Raw genomic sequence first — 6,057 nt, forward strand, 5'->3', positions numbered from 1 at the left:
TAAGAGGGTCGGCTGGTGAGTGCGATCGTCGTTGGCAGTATCAATATGGATTTGGTGACCCGCGCGTCCCGATTTCCCCAGCCGGGAGAAACTCTCATCGGTCGAAATTTCTCGACGGTGACCGGCGGTAAAGGGGCTAATCAAGCGGTGGCAGCAGCGCGGTTGGGAATTGAGACTCATTTGGTGGGTCGCGTGGGTGCCGACGAGTTCGGACAGGTGTTGCTGGCCGGGTTGCGCGGTGCGGGTGTGAATATTGATGCTGTCGAGATCGACAAACAAACCCATTCCGGTGTCGCTGCCATCGTCACGAATGACACTGGAGAAAATAATATTATCGTCGTACCCGGTGCGAACCATCGGGTGGATACCTCTGAGATCGATCGCTTAGCGAGCCTACTGCCACAGGCACGAGTTTTGCTACTCCAGCTCGAAATTCCTCTAGACTGTGTTACAACGGCGCTCGATGTAGCTTGCAACCAGGGGGTACGCGTCATCCTCGATCCGGCACCCGTGCCATTGAATTTCCCCCGAGAACTCTACCGCAAAATCGATATTATTACCCCCAATGAAGTGGAAGCCTCGCAACTGACGGGGATCTGTGTCGAGTGTCCCGATTCGGCAGCAAAGGCGGCAGATCGATTGCTGCAGTGGGGAGTGGGGACGGCGATCGTTAAATTAGGACATCAAGGGGCTTACTGCGCTACCACCGACGTTCGTGAAGCGTCTCCTAGCTCTGAAAGTGTTGCTGCGCCAAGGTCGAATCGCTTCTTCGTACCGGCGTTTTCCGTCGCGGCCGTCGATACCGTTGCCGCTGGGGATGCTTTCAATGGGGCGCTAGCTGCGGCGATCGCCCGAGACGTTTCCTGGCGCGAAGCCCTCACCCAGGCTGCTGCTGCCGGAGCGATCGCGACCACTCAACCCGGTGCGCAAACAGCCCTATGCGATCGTCTCACTTTAGAATCTTTTCTCCGCGAGCGGCAAGTTTGAGGGGTTTACCACCAGAGAATAACGATACTAGGAACCGATATCCACTTTCGTTTTGATGTGATGAGCCACATCTGGGGGAGTGGTTCGCAAAATATCTCGATCTCTGGAAATCTCGCTTCCGATGGAGTTGCCTTCTTTGGTATCGCTTAGCTGAATCTGAATTTTGGGACCGGAACTACCCAAGCGAATCACCATGCCGTCAGCGACAGGCGCTTGATTGATACGCTCGCCATTGACGTAAGTCCCATTGGCTCCATATCCGATCGCCTCCCAGTTAGAAGGGGTCTTCCACAATTCAAGGTGGAGGCGGGAAACGACTGAACTAACAATAGTTACATCGTTCGTTTTCGCGCGTCCGATCCGAATTGCGGGCTTGTTATCAAACTGCCAGCTCCGGAGTACCGTATTTTGGGTAGGATGCAACAGGACTAGAGTAATCACGAGATTTTACAAAGTTAAGGACACACGTACTGTTGAGTGAAGAAAATCGAACGATAATACTACTTTTTCTCCATCGAAAGCTGACTGTCGCGGCTTATCTGAGTTGGAGGCTAGATTGACCCAACGACTCTTACCTTTCGATCGGTTGCGAGCGTGCGTGTCGCCCCACAGACAGATCGCCGATCTGTGAGATTGAGTTGGGTGTTGGGATGACGTGATAGCTAGAATGGATCGACTGAGGATATTATAAAGCTAAACTAGCGACCGGAGCCTAGTTAAAGCGGGAAGCGGAGAATCGTAAAGTTTGAATTGCGTGCCGGGCGAAGGGTTCGCCGCGATGGTTTCAATCGATCGCATTTCTCGACCTCGTGAGACCTCAAAAATGTCGGAGTGGGTTCGAGGGAACATCTTGTCTTTCCTAAGAGTGCTTCAAGAAATAAACGATCCCGTAAATATGGGAGACTGTCGTCCGTAATTAACGGACTGAAGTCGATCCCACATTGTTGTTGGGTATTGGGTGATTTTTTCTTGCAGTACTCTTATTAATCGCTCGAAGCCGTGCGCTTGCCAACGGTCTAACTGCCGACAATCTCCCGATAAATCCCCTCGTACTGTACGGCCGAGCGCTCCCAGCTAAAATCTTGTTTCATTCCCCGCTGTTGTAATTGCGCCCACCGATCTTTGTAGCGGAATCCTTCCCAAGTCCGAATCAGGCAGGTGAATAAATCTAAAGGTTCGTAGCGATCGAAACAGTATCCCGTTCCCCCTTCGTTCATGGGATCGTGATGGGATACCGTATCCACTAAGCCCCCCGTTCGGCGGACGATGGGAACGCAACCGTAGCGCATCGCCAGCAGTTGGCTGATACCGCAAGGTTCAAACCGACTGGGCATCAAAAATGCATCGCTACCGGCGTAGATGCGGCGGGCGAGGGTATCGTTGTAGAGCAAATACACCGACATCCGGCCGGGGTAACGGTTGCTCAATTGCCACAGTTGGGTTTCGTAGTAGCGATCGCCCGTCCCCAGCACGATAAACTGACAGTCGGTGTAAGCCATAAATCGATCGAGAATTTGCAGCGCCAGATCGATCCCCTTCTGTTCCACCAATCGCGTCACCATCCCCATGACAAAGGCTTGGGAATTGACCTCTAATCCCAACTCCTCTTGAAGGGCGATTTTGTTAGGGCGACGTTTTTCTAGGGTCTCGGCAGTGAAGGTTTGAGCGATCGCTTTATCCGTTGCGGGGTTGTAACTCTCGATATCGATGCCGTTGAGGATGCCGCTGAGTTTATCGCTGATAAACGAGAGCAAACCTTCAATGGTTTCGCCGTACTCGGTGGTTTGGATTTGTTGGGCGTAGGTGGGAGAAACGGTATTGACCCGATCGGCAAACTGAACCGCCGCCGCCATAGTATTATGACCCTGCATATACCAAGGGCACCAGGTAATCTTGTCTAAGTACCATCGCCACGGTCCTTGATAAGCCAAGTTATGAATGGTAAACAGGCTGCCAATATCAGAGGTCTGGTGCATCCACACCGGAATCATCCCCGTATGCCAGTCGTGACAGTGAATGATTTGGGGTTTCCAGTAGTTCCAAGCAAACTCTGCCGCGCCGTTGGAAAACAGGGTAAAACGCCATGCTTCTTCTTGTCCGCCGTAAATGTTTCGCCCCATGAAAGCCGGATGACCGAATAAATATAGGGGAACATCAGTACCCGGCAGCAGGGTTTCGTAAACAGCAAAATGCTCGAACATGGCATCTCCCCACCAAACTGGCTCCTTGGGAACCTCCATTTTGTCGGGGAGAAAACCGTAGTAGGGCAGAAAAACCCGGACATCGTGACCCATTTTGCGCAGGACTTGCGGCAGAGAACCCACCACGTCTCCCATGCCGCCAACTTTCGCGATCGGTGCTGCTTCTGCGGCCACAAATAAAATTCGCATCGATGGTTTGTCTCCCCTTCACTACCAGTTCTTGAGTTCGTGTCGCTACTAGGGCAAGGGTATCATTGATGGGGATCGAAGATTTTATATTTTGAAACAACTGGGGATCGATTTTGAATTCGGAATTCGGAGTTCAGAATTCCGAAGTGTGGAATGGGGAATGGGGAGATAGATAGAACCAAGATTCACCCATTGTCTACTGTCAATTGTCCATTCACTCTCCCCCAGCTCCCTCATGCTCTCTCTTGGATGCGATCGTCGATCTCTTCGAGGGTCAGTAGTACCAGTCGTTTGGCTTGCATTCGCCAACCCCATTGCTGAATTTTATAAGCGATCGCCCCGCCGCCGAGGGTGAAGAGAAAATCGAGCGGCTGTGCCATGGCAATCCCAAATAACAACCCCAGTCCGGCAATTCCCCAAAATGGCAGTGCTGCGGTTTGTCGTTGGGTTTCCACCGTTTTGGCGATACCGCCGGTGGGAAGTTCTGCCATGAGTGTTTTTTTGAGTTGCTGCTGTTCTTCTCTCGACACCGACAGACCGATTTTGACGCGCAGTTTCTCAATTTTACGCAGAGTGCTGCTGTACTCGGTCAGTTCGTCTTCTGCCATCAAGATCGTTCGTTCGTATTGTCCCATGTTGGTCGCGCGATCGTTTTGAGTCATTATAGAACCCCGCGCGCCAAGGAAACGGGAACGATTGTCGGGGCACGCACATTTAGCAAGTCACTCTCAGGCAAAACATTCTGACTCAACCCGGCGATCGAAGAAACGCTAGAACTTACACTGCTCGGCAATTACGGGAATTCAGATCGCCTTTTTTCATTTTTTTTGGTTAATTTTGGGTTAAATGCAGTATCTTATCTAAATAAGTACATTTGCTTAAACAATCTGTTAAAAGAGGAAACACATCATGAATCTCAAATTTGCTAGTGCCGCTTTGTTGTTAACCTTAGCTGTCACCCTCGGAGCCTGCTCGAAAACTGAGGAAATTACCCCAGGGACTGATGCAGCTCCTGAAGAAGTCAACGAAGCCACTGAAGGCGCAACCGATGCAACCAAGGAAGAAACGGTTGAAGATGTAACCGACGAAACAAAGATCGAAGCCATCGAGGAAGTTCCCGAAGGTGAAGCTGAAGCTCAGTAAGTTGGCATCGAATCGAACATCTTCAATTCACAGTTTCGATCGAAGCGCGATAAGTTAATCACTCGGCGACGATCGCGCATCTAAGTACAATCGCTCCTCACATTACTTCGATAGTGTCGATCGTCCCGAGAATTCTCGAGTGTATCACCTGTTATATAGCAGTAGAAAGGTAGACTGCAAGCGAATAAGTAGCCGCTAAACCCGTTGAATCATCTAAAATCTGCTCTACGTAATTTATACGGAGTCTATGTTTTCGCAAACTGCCATAAATTTAGAACCCTTTGAGAAAAAAGACTTGATGGCGATACTCCGTTGGTATAAATGCCCTCCAAAGGGCTAGGAGTCGCGCGCGGGTTTAAAGATCGCAAAGCTCTCAAAAGGTATAGCACCACGCATCGGAACGTGCGAAAAAATAGCAGACTAACCCTAGAGGTAAAGGTTCTTCACCCCGATCGCGTATCTTTACTGAGGAAGGTACTTTATTGAATTGCACAGCCGAGATCGGTAAAGACCCCATCGAGAAAATAAGCGATCGTCTTTCTGCCCCAGTTTCCCATGCGTTCTCCCCAACTTCCCCGGCTCACCGATATCGATCTCCCGACTTATTTCCGTCGTATCATCGCCTGGGCGATCGCCTGGTCGGTTTGTACCCTGGCGATCGTGGCACCAGCAGTCGCATTGCCGCCCCCGAAGGACATTCCCGAAGAAGTATTGCGCACGGAAATTATTCTAGAAGCGCGATCTCCGGTGGATGGAACCCCTTTGAGCGCAGCAGAATACGCCCAGTTGCAAGCCGAACTGCAAACCTCGCCTTATCCCCCACAAATCGATCCGGCATTCGAGCATAATGTTTTTTTGTTGCGAGTGCTGAAATTTTTCCGCACGATCCTCCCCTTCTTCTAAACTAGATCCGGTCGGTGTTTTTTTTGAGAAAGAAAGACCAAAATCGATTCCTGTCGGGATTCCCTCTTCTAAAAAAACACTCTCGAAAAATATAAGGTGCGATCGTTTGAGAGTTTGACTTAGATTTGCTACTGTTTATTACAGTTCATAAATCTTTATTAAGTATTATTTACCCCACCCATAGGTAGCTTCATGTCCAATACCATTGCCTCCGAGCAGATCGACCGTATTATTTACAATCAACACCACGACCCCTTTGAAGTTCTCGGACTCCACGACATCGATCGCGATGGCAAAAAGGTCTGGGTGGTGCGAGCGTACCTGCCCGATACTGAAGCAGCATGGGTTGTTTTCCCAGAGGCCCGAACCGAACAAGCGATGCAGTCGGTTCATCACCCTCATTTTTTTGAATGTATTCTGGATGACACACTTGCCGGTTGTAGTTCCGACTCGCCCCCAGCCAACTACCAACTGAAAACCGAACAAGGCGATCGCCAACAAGTCATTTACGATCCTTACGCCTTCCGCTCGTCCAAACTGACAGATCTTGACATTCATTTATTTGCTGAAGGAAATCACCATCGCATCTACGAGAAGCTGGGCGCTCATTTGATGACCGTAGATGGTGTTGAAG

Annotated in this window: 7 protein-coding genes; 4 read left to right on the forward strand and 3 right to left on the reverse strand. The window is 50.3% G+C overall.

Translation table 11 applies throughout. From position 1 onward, the window contains the following. Positions 1-15: 15 nt before the first annotated feature. Positions 16-987, forward strand: coding sequence for a ribokinase (rbsK, locus tag IQ235_RS16230; RefSeq protein WP_264322481.1), 972 nt, complete (start codon positions 16-18; stop codon positions 985-987). Positions 988-1,014: 27 nt separating this feature from the next. On the opposite strand, the gene IQ235_RS16235 is transcribed toward rbsK, so the two are convergent. From IQ235_RS16235 to IQ235_RS16245, 3 genes are all read right to left on the reverse strand, one after another. Beyond that, positions 1,015-1,428 (reverse strand): FHA domain-containing protein, encoded by a 414-nt coding sequence (locus tag IQ235_RS16235; RefSeq protein ID WP_264322482.1) that lies wholly within the window; start codon positions 1,426-1,428, stop codon positions 1,015-1,017. A 575-nt stretch (positions 1,429-2,003) separates the two neighbouring features. Further along, complete coding sequence (gene glgA / locus IQ235_RS16240; protein WP_264322483.1) at positions 2,004-3,377, reverse strand: glycogen synthase GlgA; 1,374 nt, start codon at positions 3,375-3,377, stop codon at positions 2,004-2,006. A gap of 233 nt (positions 3,378-3,610) precedes the next feature. Next, positions 3,611-4,039 (reverse strand): hypothetical protein, encoded by a 429-nt coding sequence (locus tag IQ235_RS16245; protein ID WP_264322484.1) that lies wholly within the window; start codon positions 4,037-4,039, stop codon positions 3,611-3,613. Positions 4,040-4,286: 247 nt separating this feature from the next. On the opposite strand from IQ235_RS16245, the gene IQ235_RS16250 reads away from it, so the two are divergent. The 3 genes from IQ235_RS16250 to IQ235_RS16260 form a co-directional block, all read left to right on the forward strand. Further along, positions 4,287-4,520, forward strand: a complete 234-nt coding sequence (locus IQ235_RS16250) for a hypothetical protein (protein ID WP_264322485.1) — start codon at positions 4,287-4,289, stop codon at positions 4,518-4,520. Positions 4,521-5,075: 555 nt separating this feature from the next. Then, entirely contained in the window at positions 5,076-5,423 is a 348-nt protein-coding gene (locus tag IQ235_RS16255) for a hypothetical protein (protein WP_319592607.1), read from the forward strand. Positions 5,424-5,615: 192 nt separating this feature from the next. Beyond that, positions 5,616-6,057: GlgB N-terminal domain-containing protein (locus IQ235_RS16260; protein ID WP_405196689.1), on the forward strand; the 442-nt coding region annotated here is incomplete at its 3' end.

Origin of the sequence: Zarconia navalis LEGE 11467 (assembly GCF_015207075.1) — a bacterium.
GTDB classification, from domain to species: Bacteria; Cyanobacteriota; Cyanobacteriia; order Cyanobacteriales; family Geitlerinemataceae; genus Zarconia; species Zarconia navalis.

What these genes read in the sequence shown, in the direction of transcription:
- IQ235_RS16245 (WP_264322484.1), bottom strand. Translation starts at nt 4,039, where the DNA reads ATGACTCAAAACGATCGCGCGACCAACATGGGACAATACGAACGAACG.
- glgA (WP_264322483.1), bottom strand. Translation starts at nt 3,377, where the DNA reads ATGCGAATTTTATTTGTGGCCGCAGAAGCAGCACCGATCGCGAAAGTT.
- IQ235_RS16250 (WP_264322485.1), top strand. Translation starts at nt 4,287, where the DNA reads ATGAATCTCAAATTTGCTAGTGCCGCTTTGTTGTTAACCTTAGCTGTC.
- IQ235_RS16255 (WP_319592607.1), top strand. Translation starts at nt 5,076, where the DNA reads ATGCGTTCTCCCCAACTTCCCCGGCTCACCGATATCGATCTCCCGACT.